The organism is Metabacillus sp. SLBN-84 (genome assembly GCF_053629595.1).
The window spans coordinates 2,292,190-2,309,777 of sequence record NZ_JBRJIP010000001.1 but is presented as its reverse complement, the minus strand read 5'-3'; the positions used below and the strand labels follow the sequence as shown (position 1 = coordinate 2,309,777).

Sequence of the window (17,588 nt, the reverse complement as noted above, 5' to 3'; positions counted from 1 at the left end):
ACTTATGTTAAAACATGTATTAAGATGAACATGTGCGAAGTAATTGGTGGGAGAGACCGAGGTTTCGACACAAACGTCGATTTTGATTTAAAAGGGGAGAAAACATATGACGAAACAAGAGCAATTAGCACATCACGATGTTTTCCAAGCGCGTAAAAGTTTTACAGTAGGCGGAAAAACATACAACTATTATTCATTAAAAGCATTAGAAGATGCAGGAATCGGCAATGTTTCCAAACTTCCGTATTCCATTAAAGTTCTGCTTGAATCTGTTTTGAGACAGGTAGATGGAAGAGTTATTACAAAAGAGCACGTTGAAAACCTTGCAAAATGGGGCACAGCTGAGCAAAAAGAACTTGATGTGCCATTTAAGCCATCACGCGTCATCCTTCAGGATTTTACAGGCGTTCCTGCCGTTGTTGACTTGGCATCCCTTAGAAAAGCAATGGCTGACATCGGCGGAAATCCTGATGTCATCAATCCGGAGATTCCGGTTGATCTTGTCATTGACCACTCTGTTCAGGTTGATAAAGCCGGTACATTGGACTCTCTTCAATTTAACATGGAGCTTGAGTTCGAGCGCAACGCAGAACGCTACCAATTCTTGAGCTGGGCTAAGAAAGCGTTTAACAACTACCGTGCGGTTCCTCCTGCAACAGGAATCGTTCACCAGGTAAACCTTGAGTACCTTGCAAATGTCGTTCACGCTGTAGAAGGTGCAGACGGCACATTTGAAACATATCCGGATTCACTTGTAGGAACAGATTCTCATACGACAATGATCAACGGCATCGGTGTTCTTGGATGGGGTGTCGGCGGAATTGAAGCTGAAGCAGGCATGCTTGGCCAGCCTTCATATTTCCCGGTTCCTGAAGTAATTGGCGTTAAACTTACAGGTAAAATGCCAAACGGAACAACGGCTACAGACCTTGCACTGAAAGTGACTCAGGTCCTCCGCCAAAAAGGCGTAGTAGGCAAATTCGTGGAATTCTTCGGACCTGGCGTACCGCAGCTTCCGCTTGCAGACCGCGCGACAATTGCCAACATGGCACCAGAGTATGGCGCAACATGCGGATTCTTCCCGGTTGACGGCGAATCACTTGAATATATGAAGCTTACTGGCCGCGACAGCGAGCTTGTTGATATGGTTGAGGCATACTGCAAAGAGAACGAACTTTTCTTCTCGCCTGATGTGGAGCCTGCGTACACTTCGGTTGTAGAAATTGACCTTGCAGAAATCGAGCCGAATCTTTCAGGACCTAAACGACCTCAGGATCTAATTCCTCTTTCTGCTATGCAAAAATCGTTCCAGACAGCTCTTGCTGCACCTGCCGGAAATCAGGGCTTTGGTCTTGAAGCTGCAGAAGCAGGAAAAGAGATTTCTGTTACGCTTGCAAACGGCGAAGTGACAAAAATGAAGACTGGCGCGATTGCGATTGCTGCCATTACAAGCTGTACAAACACATCGAATCCTTATGTTCTTGTAGGTGCAGGTCTTGTAGCGAAAAAAGCGATTGAAAAAGGAATGAAGGTGCCGGCTTACGTAAAAACTTCTTTAGCTCCAGGCTCAAAAGTTGTTACAGGCTACCTTGAAAATTCCGGCCTTCTGCCATATATGAACCAATTAGGCTTCAACGTTGTAGGGTACGGCTGTACGACTTGTATCGGAAACTCAGGTCCGCTTGCTGATGAAATTGAAAAAGCGGTTGCTGAAAACGATCTACTAGTTACATCCGTTCTTTCCGGAAACCGTAACTTTGAAGGACGCATCCATCCACTGGTAAAAGGAAACTATCTTGCTTCTCCGCCGCTTGTTGTGGCATATGCACTTGCAGGCACAGTGAACATTGACCTTAAAAATGATTCACTTGGAAAAGACAAAGACGGAAATGATGTCTTCTTTGATGACATCTGGCCTTCTATGGATGAGATTAATGAAATCGTTAAGCAAACGGTAACTCCTGAACTGTTCAGACAGGAATATGGCCGTGTGTTTGACGACAATGAACGCTGGAATGCCATTCAGACAACAGATGAGGCTCTTTACAAATGGGATCAGGATTCTACTTACATTCAGAACCCTCCATTTTTCGAGAACCTGAATCCGGAGCCGGGTCTTGTTGAACCGCTCAGAAATCTCCGCGTTGTAGCTAAGTTTGGTGACTCTGTGACAACAGACCACATTTCACCGGCAGGTTCAATCGGAAAAGACACGCCGGCAGGCCGCTACCTGCAGGAAAAAGGCGTAAGCCCTAGAGAGTTTAACTCATACGGTTCACGCCGCGGTAATCATGAAGTGATGATGCGAGGTACATTTGCCAATATCCGCATTAAAAACCAAGTAGCACCTGGAACAGAGGGCGGATACACTACGTACTGGCCTACTGGTGAAGTAACGTCCATTTACGATGCATGCATGAAGTACAAACAAGACGGTACAGGCCTTGTTGTTCTTGCCGGCAAAGATTACGGAATGGGAAGCTCACGCGACTGGGCTGCTAAAGGCACAAATCTTCTTGGCATTAAAACGGTTATTGCTGAAAGCTTTGAACGCATTCACAGAAGCAACCTTGTATTCATGGGCGTTCTGCCGCTCCAGTTTAAACAAGGCGAAAATGCTGAAGTGCTTGGTTTGACTGGAACTGAATCAATCGAAGTGCTGATTGACGAGACGGTTAAGCCGCGCGACCATGTGAAAGTGAGAGCGACTGATGCAGAAGGCAATGCAAAAGAATTTGAAGTGCTTGTCCGCTTCGACAGCGATGTTGAAGTTGACTACTACCGCCATGGCGGAATTCTTCAAATGGTTCTTCGCGAGAAGATCAAAGGCTGATGATAAAGAGGGCGGACTTCCGCCCTTTTTTATTTTGTTCAATTCAGTTGTTCTTTTGAAAAAGAGATGATTTAATGAAAAAGAGACTTGTCCATTTGGGGACAGCATATACATAAACAGACAAGCATGCACCAAGGGGGAAAAACGGTGAAGAGAATACTTGCCATAGGACTGCTCGTGTTTTTAGCAGGCTATGCCGTCTGGTTTGCCATATTGCAAGAACCTGAAGAAGGACTTGAAATAGGCAACAAACCGCCGGAATTTGAAATGGAAACACTTAGTGGAGAGACCGTTACGCTTGATGATGTGAAAGGCAAAAAAGTAATGGTGAATTTCTGGGCGACATGGTGTCCGCCGTGCGAAGCGGAAATGCCGGAAATGCAAAAGCTGCAGGATGAGCATAAGGAAGAACTGGTTGTTCTGGCTGTAAATATGACGAACGCCGAGAAAAGCCTCGATGATGTGGAAACGTTTATTTCAAAGCGGAAATTAACGTTCCCTGTGGCACTTGATAAGGATGGCCGCGTCAGCATTCAATATGAGGTTTATTCCTATCCGACGACCTATTTCCTTGATGAGGAAGGCAGTATACTGAATATATCAAGAGGAGGAATGACAAAGGAAACGATGGAAAAACTTCTGGAACTGTAGGGACTGTTCATAACGAACAGTCTTTTTTCATTTATTTAAAAATCCTCGATTAATTTACAGATTATTGGAAATAATGGATGTAATACATATGGAGGTGTACTGCATGAGAAAAATGAAAAAAATGACGTTTGAAGAGTTAGTGCTCGAAAATAAAAAAGAGCTCATGAAAGATCAGGAAGCTCTTGATAAGCTTGAGGAAAGAGTCGAGCAGCGTCTGCTTGACAAGCTCAGCTAAATCCAACACTTGGCTGTCATGTTCGCTTTCTCTCTGGAGAAGATAATGGAGAGGAGGCGAGTGACCATGACAAATTCAAATGACAAACAAAGCCACTTTACCCCGAACCATATCGGAACAAAGTCAAGAGGCTTTGGCGGGAATAAGGGAAAACAGATGCAGAATAAATCGAATGAACATGCACAGGTTATGCAGACTAAAGGAGAGTAATCAAGTTATCATAATTTTATTATGTTAACTAATCAGCTCCATTTTCCATCATCTTAGAAAAGGAAGTGTTCATATGGCCTATAAAGCAAATCCGGATGATCGCTCTGATAACGTAGAAAAATTGCAGGACATGATTCAAAATACAATGGAAAACATCGATAAATCCCAGGACAGCCTGCAATTTTCAAATGAAGAGGAACGTGCGCGCATTGAAGCAAAAAATGAGCGCAGAGAAGAGAGCATACAGGCTTTCCGTTCTGAAATTAAAGATGAAGCTTCTGCGCGAGAAAACGGTTATAAGTAACCGTACAGGAGACGGCTCTGTGCCGTCTCTATTTTTGTGCGAAAAAAAAGCTTATGGTATGATAATGGATATTCATGGTGTGATTAGGAGAGGAACTAGATGCTTGTTTCAAAAAAAGAAATAGAAGTAAGATATGCAGAAACAGATCAGATGGGCGTTGTCTATCATGCCAATTATCTGATTTGGATGGAAGTAGGAAGAACAAAACTTGTTCAGGACCTTGGCTTTTCTTATGCTGAAATGGAAAAAGAGGGCGTTATTTCACCTGTTATCGACCTGCAGGTCCGCTATAAAAAGCCGCTTACATATGGAGATACTGTAACAGTCCATACATGGATTGAAGAGTACAATGGATTTAAAGTAGCCTATGGCTATGAAATGTACACTCCCCAAGGAGAGCTTGCTCTTCAGGCCGTATCCAACCACGTGTGTGTAAAAAAGGATACATTTAAACCCATTCAAATTCGAAAAGCTTATCCTGAATGGCATAAAGCATACGAGAAAGCGAAAAAGCAGGGATAACCTTGGCATTCGGGATAAATCGGAGCGAACTTAACGAGTGGAAGTCGCAAGTGGAAAAAGGTGAAATCGCCTTTCTTACTCATTTCTGGATGGATCCGCGCTTCAAGAACTCGCATGCTGTCACAAAAGCAGGATGTTCTGACGTGGGCAAACTAATCAGGTGGGGAGAAAGATACGGGCTGAAAAAAGAGTGGATTCATGACTACAAAAACCTGCCGCATTATGACCTTATGGGGGAACTGCAGCTCAGAGTTCTGAAGGATCATGGGCTGAGCAGCCATATTGAGCGGTTTCATCTGAAGAAAAAACCCGCGGATCATTGATCTGCGGGTTTTTTATAGTCAAATACAGGTTCGCCTCTATCATGGTCATAATCGACAATCAGATCATTCTGATCAAAGTACCAGACATCGCTCTCCTCGATGAAAAACGTGATGCCGTTCTTCTCTGTTTTGGCACCGGCTTCTTTAGGGAAGTCTTTGACAACACCCAGCGAAAAACCTTTTTGAATGGTGCTGCTGCCGCCATATCTCACAAAGAAGCGAAAAGAGTCCCCGCTTTCGATGTTCATTTCTTCCTGATACCATTTTACAGCTTCGTCACTCATATGTATTTTCATGAAAGCTTCACTCCTTCTCTCATACTTTACCACGAAAAAGCAAATCAAAACGCATTTTTTTACTCTCTTTGGTTTAAGTATTGAAACATATGCTCCTGAATTTCTTTATTTTGGGCAGCATTGACGTTTTTCAGTTCTTTTACACGGTATGTGCGATTGTTCTGACTCACAACAATCGTCGGCTCAAAGGATGGTTCATCGAGCTGGATCTGCTTGTTTCCATTCTCCGCTTTTTTGCTGATTTTAATGGAGAAAATACCGCCAATATCCTTATAGTCGCTGACTTGTCCCGAAAGGAAGTTTCCGAGAGAGTAGACGACAAAAGTTCTGTTCCCGTCCTGTCCATTCACCCATTCCATTGGCTGCAGGACGTGGGGATGGTGGCCGATGACAAGGTGAACGCCCTCATCAGCCAAAAAACGGGCAAGCTCCTGCTGTTCTTCGTTCGGGAGCCTGATATATTCAACTCCCCAGTGCATGCTGACGATGACCGCATCTGCCTGTTTTTTCATTTCCTGTATTTCCCGTTTCATTTTAGGCTTATCAATCAGGTTCACAAGATGGGGTTTTCCATCTGGTACCGGAATGCCGTTTGTTCCGTATGTGTAGGCGAGAAATCCAAGTTTAATGCCGTTGACATTTAAGATTCTCGGCTCTTCAGCATCTTCCGGACTGCGGTAGGAGCCAACATAAGGCATCTGAATCTCGTCGTAGCGCGCCGTTGCATTTAATATCGCTTTTTCTCCTCTGTCAAGCGTGTGGTTATTCGCTATCCCTGCAATATCAACCCCTGCATCCTGAAAAGCGTCAATCACCTCAAAGGGACTGTTAAAAGAAGGGTAGGTAGACAGCCCGATTTCTGTCCCGCCGATCATCGTTTCCTGATTGGCAAATGTGATGTCGGCCTGTCCAATCAGAGGTTTTACATCTTTGATCATAGGCTTAAAATCGTATGTACCTGAAGGCTGTTTTGCATCATTGTATACTCTGCCGTGTATGAGAATATCTCCGATTGCAGACAATGTCAGCTCAGACTGAAACGATTTTGGCTGATGCTTTGTCTGGATGGTTTGATGAAGCTCCACTTTCTTTTGAGGGGCTTCAGCGGGGTCTGCTGCCAGGAAAAAGGCAGCTGTGCCCATTGCAGCAATGGCTGCAGCGGCTGTAATAATCCATTTTTTCTTCATGATGGTATCTCCTATAAGGTTTCTTTTCATTCATCATATACGAAGTGCTCAAAAAAGAAAACGTTTTACGGAAAACAGAAAAAGCCGCCAGGGGCAGCTTTAAATCCATTTTACTTTAGGTTCTGTTTTTTCTTTAATGCGTTTAATGTTTGCACGGTGGCGGTATATAACAAACAGGGCCAGCACACTGACAACGGACGTCAGAATGACATCACCGTAAAAGATGCTGAAGACGACCGCATAGATGCCCGTCAGCATGGACGACAGAGATACATACTTCGTAAGGTAAAGGAAAAGAAAAAAGACCGCAAGCATCGTAACAAACATCAGCGGTGCCGAGAAAAGCAAAATGCCGCCTGAAGTAGCAACGGCTTTTCCGCCTTTAAATCCTGCAAAAACCGGGTATGTATGGCCGATGACAGCGAATACGCCAATCAGAAGCGGGTGAACACCTTCAAATCCGAAAAGAACGGGCAGAGAGGCTGCAAGGGTCCCTTTCAGAATATCTGCGGCAGTAACAAGCAAACCGGCTTTAACCCCAAGCGTTCTAAACGTATTCGTACCTCCAAGGTTGCCGCTTCCATGTTCGCGGATGTCAATTCCGTATCCCGCTTTGCCTACAATCAGGCCTGAAGGAATGGAACCCAGCAAATAAGCTAAAATAATAATGGCAGCAATGAACAATGGATCCGCTCCTAACACTTTAAAAATAGATAATCTTATTTTATCATGTAACTAGCACTTAAGACTACGTCATAAAAAGAAAAAACCAAAAAAGGAGTGTCCAAGGATGAATATAGAAATCCCATCAAGAGAAGAAATCGGCAAGATTTTAAAGAAAAGCAGGCGCATTGCTGTTGTAGGATTGTCCGATCAGCCTGACAGAACGTCTTACATGGTCAGCAAAGCTATGCAGGATGCAGGGTATGAAATTATTCCGGTAAATCCTATGGTTAAAGAAGTGCTGGGAGTAAAAGCAGTCAGTTCTCTAAAAGAAATCGACGGACACATTGATATTGTAAATGTATTCAGAAGATCCGAACATCTCCTGCCTGTGGCAGAAGAGTTTCTTGAGGCAGACGCGGATGTGTTCTGGGCGCAGCTCGGGCTTGTAAATGAGGAAGCCTACAAGCTACTTAAGGATAAAGGATATACCGTCATTATGGACCGCTGTATTAAAGTTGAACATGCTTTAACAAAATAAAAAAATCACATGGGCGATGTCCATGTGATTTTTTTGTCTGTCCCACACCATCAACACAGCGGCAAACGGGCCGATAAATAGCTATGAGAGGAATGCTTTCCCCTTTTTTTGCATATCAGATGAGATTCAGCCCAATACTGGATAAAAATGATTGTTATCGGACGCGTCTGTAAAGGTGAGAGCAAATTCAACATTTTTCCAAAAAATTTTCAATTTTGCCGTACATCTGCTAAGATTTAGTTTGCGAATCTTACGGCAGCAGATAAAATATAGCATAGGCATTTATTTTTATACGCTGTCATTTCTAATCAATGGTAAACTTAAAAAGAGTAATAGGTAAAGGCTTGTCACGCTGTCCGGATGTAAGATACAATAGATACAAACGTACGTTCTGGTTTGCGGGACAGTTTATTATCAGCGGTACTTGTTTTTTTTGAAAGGAGCTTAAATCGTTTGAGTAAGCAGCAATTTGAGTACAATGATGATGCGATCCAAGTATTAGAGGGGCTTGAGGCTGTGCGCAAAAGACCGGGGATGTATATCGGCAGCACGGATGCAAGAGGACTGCATCACCTCGTTTATGAAATCGTGGATAATTCCGTCGATGAAGCACTCGGCGGATTTGGCGACCATATCATTGTCAAAATACATAAAGACAACAGTATATCTGTTACAGACAAAGGCCGGGGGATGCCAACCGGCATGCACAAACTCGGAAAACCAACAGCGGAAGTCATCATGACTGTTCTCCATGCAGGAGGAAAATTCGGTCAGGGAGGCTATAAAACCAGCGGCGGACTTCACGGTGTAGGTGCATCGGTTGTAAATGCCCTTTCTGAATGGGTGACTGTCACCATTCACCGCGATGGATTTACGTATCAGCAGCGGTTTGAAAATGGCGGGAAACCAGTTACAACGCTTGAGAAGATCGGGAAATCAGCCAAAACGGGCACAATTATTCACTTCAAGCCGGATCCCGTTATTTTTAGTACAACGACCTATAATGCAGAAACATTAAGCGAGCGCTTACGCGAATCAGCCTTTCTTTTAAAAGGCTTAAAAATAGAACTGATTGACGACCGGAATCAGACGAAAGAAGTCTATCATTATGAAACCGGAATTGAAGCCTTTGTATCCTATCTTAATGAAGAAAAGGATTCCCTTCATAACGTCGTTTTCTTCGAAGGGATGCAAAACAGCATTGAAGTGGAATTTGCCTTTCAGTTTAATGATGGCTATTCGGAGAATATTCTCTCTTTCGTCAATAACGTGCGCACGAAAGACGGCGGCACACATGAAGCTGGATCGAAGACCGCAATGACACGCGCTTTTAATGAATACGCCAGAAAAACAGGCATTTTAAAAGAAAAAGATAAAAATCTTGATGGATCAGACATACGCGAGGGCCTCTCTGCTATAGTTTCTGTCCGCATACCGGAAGAGCTTCTTCAGTTTGAAGGACAGACCAAAGGTAAGCTTGGAACGAGTGAGGCAAGATCAGCGGTAGATGCTGTTGTTTCAGAGAACCTTGCCTATTTTCTTGAGGAAAATCCGGAAACGAGCACGCTTTTAGTCAGAAAAGCGATTAAGGCCTATCAGGCAAGAGAAGCTGCCAGAAAAGCGCGGGAAGAAGCAAGAAGCGGGAAGAAACGAAAGCGGTCTGAAGCGACGCTGAGCGGGAAGCTGACGCCTGCACAATCAAGAAACCCCCAGAAAAATGAACTGTACCTGGTGGAAGGAGACTCTGCGGGAGGCTCAGCAAAGCAAGGGAGAGACCGGCGTTTTCAGGCAGTTCTTCCTCTGCGCGGAAAAGTGATTAACACTGAAAAAGCGAAGCTTGCGGATATTTTCAAAAATGAAGAAATCAATACCATTATTCATGCGATCGGCGCAGGTGTCGGTGCAGATTTTCAGGTGGACGACTGCAATTACGACAAAGTTGTCATTATGACGGATGCCGACACAGACGGCGCCCATATACAGGTGCTGATCCTTACTTTCTTTTACCGTTATATGAAACCGCTGATTGAAGCGGGGAAAGTGTTTATTGCCCTGCCTCCCCTGTACAAGGTGAGCAAAGGCACCGGAAAAAAAGCCGTCATCGAGTATGCGTGGTCTGATGAAGAACTTCAGGGCGTACTGAAAAAAGTCGGCCGTGGATATATGATCCAGCGCTATAAGGGTCTTGGCGAAATGAATGCTGATCAGCTCTGGGAAACAACGATGGATCCTGCAACAAGAACGCTTATCAGGGTGCGCATTGATGATGCTGCACGTGCTGAGCGCCGGGTAACAACTCTTATGGGAGACAAAGTAGAGCCGAGAAGAAAATGGATTGAAAGCAATGTCGCATTTGGGCTTGATGAAGAAACAAATATTCTTGAAAACGAAAACTTATCCGTCACAGAGGAGGAATAACAGATGACACAACAAGAAAAATACCGCGATCTCCCTCTTGAAGATGTGATAGGTGACAGGTTCGGCCGCTACAGCAAATACATCATACAGGACCGAGCGCTGCCTGATGCCCGTGACGGGCTGAAGCCTGTGCAGCGCAGAATCCTGTATGCCATGCATGTTGACGGCAATACAAACGATAAAAACTTCAGAAAATCAGCAAAAACAGTCGGTAATGTTATCGGTAATTATCATCCTCACGGAGACACATCTGTTTATGATGCCATGGTAAGGATGAGCCAGGACTGGAAAGTGCGCAATCTCCTGATTGAGATGCACGGCAACAACGGAAGCAATGACGGCGACCCGCCTGCTGCGATGCGTTATACAGAGGCGCGTCTTTCACCGATTGCATCTGAGCTTCTAAGGGATATCGATAAACGGACAGTAGAATTTGTGCCGAACTTCGATGATACAAGCAGTGAACCTCTTGTTCTGCCTGCCATGTATCCAAATCTCCTTGTAAACGGGTCAACAGGTATATCAGCGGGTTACGCAACAGACATTCCGCCTCACCATCTTGGAGAGGTCATTGATGCTGTGATGAAACGCATTGACAAACCGGACTGCACAGTTGACGAACTCATGACTGTCATAAACGGCCCTGATTTTCCGACCGGAGGCATTATTCAGGGAATTGACGGCATCAAGAAAGCTTATGAAACTGGTAAAGGGAAAGTCATTATCCGGGGAAAAGCGGAGATTGAAAGCGTCAGGGGCGGTAAACAGCAGATTGTCATCACAGAAATTCCATTTGAAGTAAATAAGGCAAACCTTGTGAAGCGCATGGACGAGTTCCGGATTGAGCGAAAGCTTGACGGCATTGCTGAGGTCCGTGATGAAACTGACCGGACCGGAATGAGGATTGTCGTGGAACTTAAAAAAGACGCTGATGCACAGGGAATCCTGAATTACCTGTACAAAAACAGCGACCTGCAGGTTCCTTATAATTTTAATATGGTGGCCATACATAACAGACGCCCGACACTCATGACGCTGCCTGCCATTCTTGATGCTTATATTTCGCATCAGAAGGAAGTCATCACAAACCGCTCCAAATACGACCTTGAAAAGGCCAAAGAGCGCCAGCATATCGTCGAGGGACTCATTAAAGCCCTGTCTATCCTCGATGAGGTGATCGCTGTTATCAGGGCATCCAAGGACAAACGGGATGCAAAGGATAACTTAATTGCAAAGTTTGCGTTTACAGAAATTCAGGCTGAAGCCATTGTATCCCTTCAGCTTTACAGATTAACAAACACGGATATCACGGCTCTTCAAAATGAAGCGAAAGAGCTTGATGAAAAAATAGCACAGCTTCTTGATATCCTGAACAATGAGAAAAAACTGTATCAGGTGATCAAAACAGATTTGAAAAAAATCAAAAAAACCTATGCGGATCAAAGACGCTCTGTCATTCAGCATGAGATTCAGGAAATAAAAATCAACCTTGAAGTGATGATTCCGTCAGAAGACGTTATAGTTACCGTAACAAAGGACGGCTATATCAAACGTACGAGCAGCCGTTCATACTCTGCATCAAACGGCCAGGATTTCGGCATGAAAGAAACAGACAGGCTGCTCGGGAAATTTGACATTAATACAACCGAAACCATTCTGCTGTTCACAAGCAAGGGCAATTACATCTATTGTCCGGTTCATGAAATTCCTGATATCCGCTGGAAGGACCTCGGCCAGCATATTGCCAATCTTGTCAGCCTGGAGCGGGATGAACAGCTGATAAAGGCCATGCCTGTTAAAGATTTTGAAGCAGCGCAGTACCTGCTCTTTGTCACAAAGAACGGGATGGTCAAAAAAACCGAACTGAAATTGTACAAGGCCCAGAGGTACTCCAAAGCGTTAATGGCTGTCAATCTTAAAGGCGATGACGAGTTGGTCAATGTATTTATGACATCCGGAAACGATGATCTGTTCCTCGCGACGCAGTTCGGATATGGATTGTGGTTTGCTGAAGAAGAAGTCGGCATTGTGGGCGCAAGAGCAGCAGGAGTAAAAGGAATGAATCTGAAAGAGGGAGATACAGTAGCAGGCGCTGCGGTTTTCCCTGCAGGAAACATTCCACAGATTGTCATTGTCACACAGCGGGGCGCTGCAAAGAAAATGTCGCTTAAAGAATTTGAAAAGACTTCAAGAGCCAAGCGGGGATTAATTATGCTGAGAGAGCTGAAGAACAATCCTCACAGAGTCGTTGGCATGCACCTTGTCGATCAGTCGAGCAAACTGATGCTGAAGACAGAAAAAGGGCATACAGAAGAAGTTCACGCAGCTCAACTGCGCGCAAATGACAGGTACAGCAACGGATCTTTCTTTATCGATGAGGGAGATTCCGGGTCAGTTAAAGAAGTGTGGGTGCCAGTCACCCAGTAAATGAAAAGACATCCCTTTCATTAAAGGGATGTCTTTTTTGCGTCTTATTTATTTTTAGAGAAGTATTCAGTAAACGCGTGCATAATCTCAATTCCCTGATACAAAAATAGACTAAAGGCCGTTAATGAAAAACCAGTCACCATAATTAGTCTCATCCAGAACATCGCATTTCCCTCCTTTTTTAAAAAGATTCTAGGGTCTTAGCGATGTACGGCCATAATAGGAGGACTGGTAGAAAACAGACAGCAGAAATTTCTTGAACAGGCCTGCTGAAGCTGATAAAGCAGCAATCACAGCGGCCGCTAAAAGTACAGGTATCAAGCTTGACTCGCTTTGATCAGTGCTGAAAGGCATTTTCTCGTATTCAGCTTTATCCGCTGTAACCAGCTGAACATGCTCTTCAACATCAAAAGCCGGTGTCTTTACGGGATGATGCTGCACATGCGGCGAAACCCCGGTCAGGAGAAGGGCAATGAGAAATAGAAAAATCGTCTGTCTCATAACATTCCTCCTTTTAAATCGTGCAATCGAATATACATAATCATAACGCAAAAAGACGGATTCGAACAGTGGAAACTTTTTTCGTTTTTACTGTGCAAAACGACAATTTCTGATATACTCTAACTTTGTGATGTTAGGAAGCCTAACATGAAGTTAGAAAATTTATTTTTTTCAGGAGGTTTAATATGGATTTTTTAAATGGAATGATTTCCGGAGGGAATACAATTCTGTGGTCATACTTGCTGATCTATATGCTTGTAGGAATTGGTTTGTATTTCACAGTCCGTTCAAGATTTGTCCAATTCCGCTACTTTGGCGAAATGTTCAGGCTTCTAAAGGAACCTGCAATGGTATCCAAAGAAGGCAAGAGAGGCATTTCGTCCCTGCAGGCATTCTTTATCAGTGCAGCATCAAGGGTTGGCACCGGTAATTTAGCGGGAGTAGCTATTGCCATTGCCGTCGGAGGACCGGGTGCGGTTTTCTGGATGTGGCTGATTGCGCTTGTAGGAATGGCTTCAAGCTTTGTAGAAAGCACACTTGCGCAGGTCTACAAAGTAAAAGACGGAGATCAATTCCGCGGAGGCCCTGCTTACTATATGGAAAAAGCGCTGAAGGCAAGGTGGATGGGAATCCTGTTTGCTGTTTTAATAACGTTATGCTTCGGACTGATTTTCAATGCTGTTCAGGCCAATACCATTGCTCTTGCTTTTGACAGTGCATTTGCTGTGGATAAAACGGTTATGGGCATCATTTTGGCTGTCTTCACCGCACTGATTATTTTCGGCGGTCTGAAAAGGGTAGCTGCAGCATCCCAGATTATCGTGCCTGTTATGGCGCTGATCTACATAGCTGTTGCTCTTGTCGTTGTTATTATGAACATTACAGAAGTGCCGAACGTCATCGCCGTCATTTTTGCAAATGCTTTTGGATTTGAGCAGGCAGTAGGCGGAGGTATTGGAGCTGCAGTTGAAAACGGAATTAAGAGAGGACTGTTCTCGAATGAAGCGGGTATGGGAAGTGCACCGAACGCTGCTGCTACGGCAAACGTTTCTCACCCTGCTAAACAAGGTTTCATCCAGACGCTAGGCGTGTTTTTCGACACGATTATCATCTGCAGCACAACAGCATTCCTGATTCTTCTGTTTGACACGACACCGGATCCTTCGCTTGACGGTATTCAAATTACCCAGGCAGCTTTGCAGTCTCACATCGGAGACTGGGCAGGCACGTTCCTGGCTGTAGCGATTCTGCTGTTCGCATTCAGTTCGGTTATTGGAAACTACTACTACGGGGAAACAAATATTGAGTTTTTAAACGGAAGCAAAACCGTTCTGTTTATCTACCGTTTAGCAGTAGTCGGGATGGTTATCTTCGGGTCGGTATCAGGTTTCCAGCTGATTTGGGATATGGCTGATCTCTTTATGGGTCTTATGGCCGTTACGAACCTTATTGCCATTGCCATCCTTTCAAAAATTGCATTTGAAGTGCTGAAAGATTATGCACGCCAGCGCAAAGAAGGCAAAAATCCTGTATTTAAAGCAAGCTCCATCAAAGGACTTAAAAATACCGAATGCTGGGGAGACGATGAGGTTTAACCTCTGAATACGAAGCATTAACGGATTCATCCACTGCTAAAGCACACCTTTCAGTTTCTGAGCGGTGTGCTTTTTCTTTAGAAAAGCGGAGGCCGGCAGATGGGGAGGAAGCAGAATTTTTATAGAGAAGGCATAGGGGCTTTGTCAAATGTCCTGCTGTAAAACAGCGAAGAGTTTGTGAAAATGTGAACAAACTTTATCAATTCATGTATTTCTATCGTTTTACAGATGAATTTGGGCTAAACTAATCAGTAGAAGCAGATCATTCCATTTATTTATGTGAAAACATTCACAAACACTTGTTTTAATTTTCCTGATTAGAGGAAAAGAATGGATAAACTGCTATTTATTGCGTGAAGTAGGGGGGAACGAAATTGTTTGAGTATGATCCGGTATTGTACAGCAGAATTCTGACGGGCTTGACACTTGCATTTCATACGATTTTTTCCACACTTGGAGTAGGTGTGCCGCTGCTCATTGCTCTTGCAGAGTGGATTGGCATCAGGCGAAATGATGAACATTATCATCTTCTTGCAAGGAGATGGGCAAGGGGCTACATCATCACAGTGGCTGTCGGGGTTGTTACAGGAACGGCAATAGCCCTTCAGCTCAGTCTGCTGTGGCCGAACTTTATGCAGGTTGCAGGCCAGACAATCAGTCTGCCGCTGTTCTTGGAAACTTTCGCATTTTTCTTTGAAGCTATTTTTCTTGGTATCTACCTTTATACATGGGATCGCTTCAAAAAGAAAATCTACCATTTGCTGCTGCTGATTCCGGTGGCTCTCGGAGCGACGCTTTCCGGTTTCTTTATTACAACTGTGAATGCTTTTATGAACGCTCCGCTTGGATTTAATATGGAAAACGGAGTTTTGACTGGTGTAAACCCGCTGCTTGCGATGTTTAATCCGGCAACGCCGACAAAAATGGCGCACGTGCTGTCTTCAGCCTACTTAACATCTGCCTGTGTGCTGGCTGCCATTGCCGCATTTATGATTCTAAGGGGCAGAAAGCACGTTTATTACAAAAAAGCACTCCGACTTTCTATGACTGTGGCTTTTGTCTGTGCAATAAGTACAGCCGTTATTGGCGATCTATCAGGAAAATATTTGGCAGAGTACCAGCCTGAAAAGCTGGCTGCTGCAGAATGGCATTTTGAAACAACAGAAGAAGCATCATTAATTCTCGGAGGAATCCTTGATGAAAACAACGAGGTCAAGTATGCACTTGAGATTCCCTACGCATTGAGCATTCTTGCGCACGGAACGCCGGATGCAGAGGTGACGGGGCTTGAAGAGTTTCCAGAGGAAGAATGGCCGCCGCTGATTGTCCATTATTTCTTTGATCTGATGGTTGGAATCGGCATGTTTTTGGCGTTTGTATCCTTCCTGTACATGGTCATGAGATGGCGGAAAAAATCTAATGAGCTGAACCGGATTCTCTTATGGCTGATTGTCAGCACAGGTCCTCTTGCCATGCTTGCCATTGAAGCGGGATGGTTCTTTACAGAAGAGGGCAGACAGCCTTGGATCTTAAGAGGCTACATGACAACGGCGGAAGGTGCCACGACATCAGGCTACGTTGACATCATGCTGTATTTGTTCATCGCCCTGTACGCGGTGCTTGCTGTATCAGCCGTTGCTGTGCTTCGCCGTACATTCAAGGCAAATCCCGCTGAGCGCGAGCTTGAAAAATTAGGATTGAAATAGGAGAGGACAAGATGGATTATGAACTGATTGGAATTACCGTGCTCTGGACATTTTTGTACGGATACCTTATTGTAGCGTCCATTGATTTTGGTGCAGGTTTTTTCAATTATTACTCTGCACTGACAGGACGCGGGCCTATTGTAAAAAAAGTGATTAACCGGTATTTGTCTCCGGTCTGGGAAGTGACGAATGTATTCCTGATCTTCTTCTACATTGGATTGGTCGGATTTTTTCCGTCGCTTGCCTATTATTACGGTACAGCCCTTCTCGTGCCAGGAAGCATAGCCATTATTCTGATTGCCCTGCGCGGTTCGTATTATGCGTTTCATCACTACGGTAACCGAGAAAGTCTCTGGTATCAGTTTTTATATGGAGCGACAGGCCTGCTGATTCCGGCATCACTGTCTGTTGTGCTTACACTGTCTGAAGGCGGCTTTATCGACGTCAGCGGGGATGAGGTGCAGCTGAATTACGCCGAGCTCTTTACAAGCGCGTATGCGTGGGCCGTCGTCTTTCTGGCGATAGTGAGTGTGCTGTATATTTCTGCAAGTTTTCTGACGTTTTATGCTCATAAAGCGGGAGACAGCAGTGCCTTCAACCTTCTGCGCAAATATGCGCTGTTTTGGAGCGGCCCGACCATTCTTGCAAGCCTGCTCGTTTTTGTGTCCTTAAGAGAGCATAATCCGGGTCATTTTCAGCGGATGATGGATATGTCCTGGCTTTTTGGTTTATCACTTCTGTTTTTTGCGGGTGCCGTGTATTTGATTTGGAAAAAGAAGAGTTTGGGCGTTTCGTTTATCCTGGTCATGCTGCAGTTTGCGGCGGCATTTTACGGATACGGGGCATCGCATCTGCCGTATGTGCTTTATCCGTACGTCACGATCTACACAAGCTTTACAAACGATACTATGGCCCTGGCACTCATCTTTGCATTTCTTGCAGGATTAATGCTCCTTGTACCGTCGTTATACTTGCTGATGAGGCTGTTCCTTTTTGATAACGATTATGTGAAAGGCAAAAAATAGGAGGGATACCATGCAGACTTTTTTAATAATGGTGGCACCGGTACTAATTGTCGCAGTGACCGTTACAGGATTATTTGTCTGGGGTGCTTACGCAAAAGAGCCCTATGAAAAATAAAACGTGCAAAAGCTTAATAGGCTTAAACGCATAAAG

At 44.5% G+C, this 17,588-nt stretch carries 18 protein-coding genes; 14 read left to right on the top strand and 4 right to left on the bottom strand.

Annotated features, from left to right (window positions below):
• Nucleotides 1-106: 106 nt before the first annotated feature.
• The 7 genes from acnA to RKD52_RS11780 all read left to right on the top strand — a co-directional run bounded on the left by acnA (nucleotide 107) and on the right by RKD52_RS11780 (nucleotide 5,078).
• Complete coding sequence (gene acnA / locus RKD52_RS11810) at nucleotides 107-2,833, top strand: aconitate hydratase AcnA (RefSeq protein WP_454099899.1); 2,727 nt, start codon at nucleotides 107-109, stop codon at nucleotides 2,831-2,833.
• 126 nt (nucleotides 2,834-2,959) lie between these two features.
• Nucleotides 2,960-3,484, top strand: a complete 525-nt coding sequence (locus RKD52_RS11805) for a TlpA family protein disulfide reductase (RefSeq protein WP_454101201.1) — start codon at nucleotides 2,960-2,962, stop codon at nucleotides 3,482-3,484.
• Between the two features lie 103 nt (nucleotides 3,485-3,587).
• Complete coding sequence (locus RKD52_RS11800; RefSeq protein ID WP_081870140.1) at nucleotides 3,588-3,719, top strand: FbpB family small basic protein; 132 nt, start codon at nucleotides 3,588-3,590, stop codon at nucleotides 3,717-3,719.
• Between the two features lie 66 nt (nucleotides 3,720-3,785).
• Nucleotides 3,786-3,929 (top strand): acid-soluble spore protein N, encoded by a 144-nt coding sequence (locus RKD52_RS11795; protein WP_029281098.1) that lies wholly within the window; start codon nucleotides 3,786-3,788, stop codon nucleotides 3,927-3,929.
• A gap of 73 nt (nucleotides 3,930-4,002) precedes the next feature.
• Nucleotides 4,003-4,233: a small acid-soluble spore protein Tlp gene (gene tlp / locus RKD52_RS11790; RefSeq protein ID WP_029281096.1), complete on the top strand. Its 231-nt coding sequence runs from the start codon at nucleotides 4,003-4,005 to the stop codon at nucleotides 4,231-4,233.
• 99 nt (nucleotides 4,234-4,332) lie between these two features.
• Nucleotides 4,333-4,755, top strand: a complete 423-nt coding sequence (locus tag RKD52_RS11785; protein WP_369733198.1) for an acyl-CoA thioesterase — start codon at nucleotides 4,333-4,335, stop codon at nucleotides 4,753-4,755.
• A 2-nt stretch (nucleotides 4,756-4,757) separates the two neighbouring features.
• On the top strand, nucleotides 4,758-5,078 hold the full coding sequence (locus RKD52_RS11780; RefSeq protein WP_454099898.1) for a hypothetical protein: 321 nt from the start codon (nucleotides 4,758-4,760) through the stop codon (nucleotides 5,076-5,078).
• Here RKD52_RS11780 and RKD52_RS11775 read toward each other — a convergent pair.
• The 3 genes from RKD52_RS11775 to plsY form a co-directional block, all read right to left on the bottom strand.
• On the bottom strand, nucleotides 5,072-5,374 hold the full coding sequence (locus RKD52_RS11775) for a HesB/YadR/YfhF family protein (protein ID WP_454099897.1): 303 nt from the start codon (nucleotides 5,372-5,374) through the stop codon (nucleotides 5,072-5,074). The genes RKD52_RS11780 and RKD52_RS11775 overlap by 7 nt on opposite strands.
• Before the next feature lie 59 nt (nucleotides 5,375-5,433).
• Nucleotides 5,434-6,561, bottom strand: coding sequence for a CapA family protein (locus RKD52_RS11770; RefSeq protein WP_454099896.1), 1,128 nt, complete (start codon nucleotides 6,559-6,561; stop codon nucleotides 5,434-5,436).
• Between the two features lie 99 nt (nucleotides 6,562-6,660).
• Nucleotides 6,661-7,245 carry a glycerol-3-phosphate 1-O-acyltransferase PlsY gene (gene plsY, locus RKD52_RS11765; protein WP_369733202.1) on the bottom strand — a complete coding sequence of 195 codons (585 nt, stop codon included), beginning with the start codon at nucleotides 7,243-7,245 and terminating at the stop codon, nucleotides 6,661-6,663.
• Between the two features lie 106 nt (nucleotides 7,246-7,351).
• Here plsY and RKD52_RS11760 point away from each other — a divergent pair, with 106 nt between their 5' ends.
• The 3 genes from RKD52_RS11760 (at nucleotide 7,352) to parC (ending at nucleotide 12,610) form a co-directional block, all read left to right on the top strand.
• The gene (locus RKD52_RS11760) at nucleotides 7,352-7,765 is read left to right on the top strand and encodes a CoA-binding protein (RefSeq protein ID WP_454099895.1); all 414 of its coding nucleotides are present in this window, start codon (nucleotides 7,352-7,354) and stop codon (nucleotides 7,763-7,765) included.
• Between the two features lie 453 nt (nucleotides 7,766-8,218).
• On the top strand, nucleotides 8,219-10,183 hold the full coding sequence (gene parE, locus RKD52_RS11755; RefSeq protein ID WP_454099894.1) for a DNA topoisomerase IV subunit B: 1,965 nt from the start codon (nucleotides 8,219-8,221) through the stop codon (nucleotides 10,181-10,183).
• A 3-nt stretch (nucleotides 10,184-10,186) separates the two neighbouring features.
• The gene (gene parC, locus RKD52_RS11750) at nucleotides 10,187-12,610 is read left to right on the top strand and encodes a DNA topoisomerase IV subunit A (RefSeq protein ID WP_454099893.1); all 2,424 of its coding nucleotides are present in this window, start codon (nucleotides 10,187-10,189) and stop codon (nucleotides 12,608-12,610) included.
• A gap of 192 nt (nucleotides 12,611-12,802) precedes the next feature.
• Here the strand turns inward: parC and RKD52_RS11745 are convergent, their stop codons facing one another.
• Nucleotides 12,803-13,111 (bottom strand): hypothetical protein, encoded by a 309-nt coding sequence (locus RKD52_RS11745; RefSeq protein WP_454099892.1) that lies wholly within the window; start codon nucleotides 13,109-13,111, stop codon nucleotides 12,803-12,805.
• A gap of 185 nt (nucleotides 13,112-13,296) precedes the next feature.
• Between RKD52_RS11745 and RKD52_RS11740 the strand changes: the two genes are divergently transcribed.
• From RKD52_RS11740 to cydS, 4 genes are all read left to right on the top strand, one after another.
• Nucleotides 13,297-14,706 (top strand): alanine/glycine:cation symporter family protein, encoded by a 1,410-nt coding sequence (locus tag RKD52_RS11740; protein ID WP_454099891.1) that lies wholly within the window; start codon nucleotides 13,297-13,299, stop codon nucleotides 14,704-14,706.
• A gap of 374 nt (nucleotides 14,707-15,080) precedes the next feature.
• Nucleotides 15,081-16,412, top strand: a complete 1,332-nt coding sequence (locus tag RKD52_RS11735; RefSeq protein WP_454099890.1) for a cytochrome ubiquinol oxidase subunit I — start codon at nucleotides 15,081-15,083, stop codon at nucleotides 16,410-16,412.
• A gap of 11 nt (nucleotides 16,413-16,423) precedes the next feature.
• Nucleotides 16,424-17,437, top strand: a complete 1,014-nt coding sequence (locus RKD52_RS11730; RefSeq protein WP_454099889.1) for a cytochrome d ubiquinol oxidase subunit II — start codon at nucleotides 16,424-16,426, stop codon at nucleotides 17,435-17,437.
• Nucleotides 17,438-17,447: 10 nt separating this feature from the next.
• Entirely contained in the window at nucleotides 17,448-17,552 is a 105-nt protein-coding gene (cydS, locus tag RKD52_RS11725) for a cytochrome bd oxidase small subunit CydS (protein WP_407656354.1), read from the top strand.
• Nucleotides 17,553-17,588 lie beyond the last annotated feature (36 nt).